The sequence below is a fragment of the Corallococcus sp. CA053C genome (assembly GCF_003611675.1).
Taxonomy (GTDB): domain Bacteria; phylum Myxococcota; class Myxococcia; order Myxococcales; family Myxococcaceae; genus Corallococcus.
The window spans coordinates 1-398 of record NZ_RAWA01000921.1 but is presented as its reverse complement, the minus strand read 5'-3'; the positions used below and the strand labels follow the sequence as shown (position 1 = coordinate 398).

The 398-nt window shown below is 32.7% G+C and carries 1 pseudogene; it reads right to left on the bottom strand.

Annotation, left to right across the window (positions count from 1 at the left end):
* Positions 1-398: pseudogene (locus D7V97_RS43895) on the bottom strand (argininosuccinate synthase); the annotation flags it as partial.

Below are 398 nucleotides of genomic sequence, written 5' to 3'. Positions count from 1 at the left end.
GCTAAACCTTTATATAATTTAATTTTTACAATCCCGTTAACTACTTTTTGAGTTTCATCAAGATAAGCAATCAAAGCCTAAGTAGCAGGATTGAACCACAAACCATTGTAAATCAAGTTTGCTAATTCATTTTCAAGAACTGGTTTAAAATGTGCAAGTTCTCGAACGAAAGTTAAATCTTCCAAATCTTTATGTGCTTTTAATAAAGTAATGGCAGCAGGACATTCATAAAATTCACGTGATTTAATCCCAACCAGACGATTTTCAATATGGTCAATCCGACCAATTCCATGTTTCCCTGCAATAATATTCACTTCTTTGATGATTTCATGCAATTCTAAGCTTTTTCCATTTAAGGCGATTGGTAACCCTTCTTTAAACTCAACCTCGATAAATTC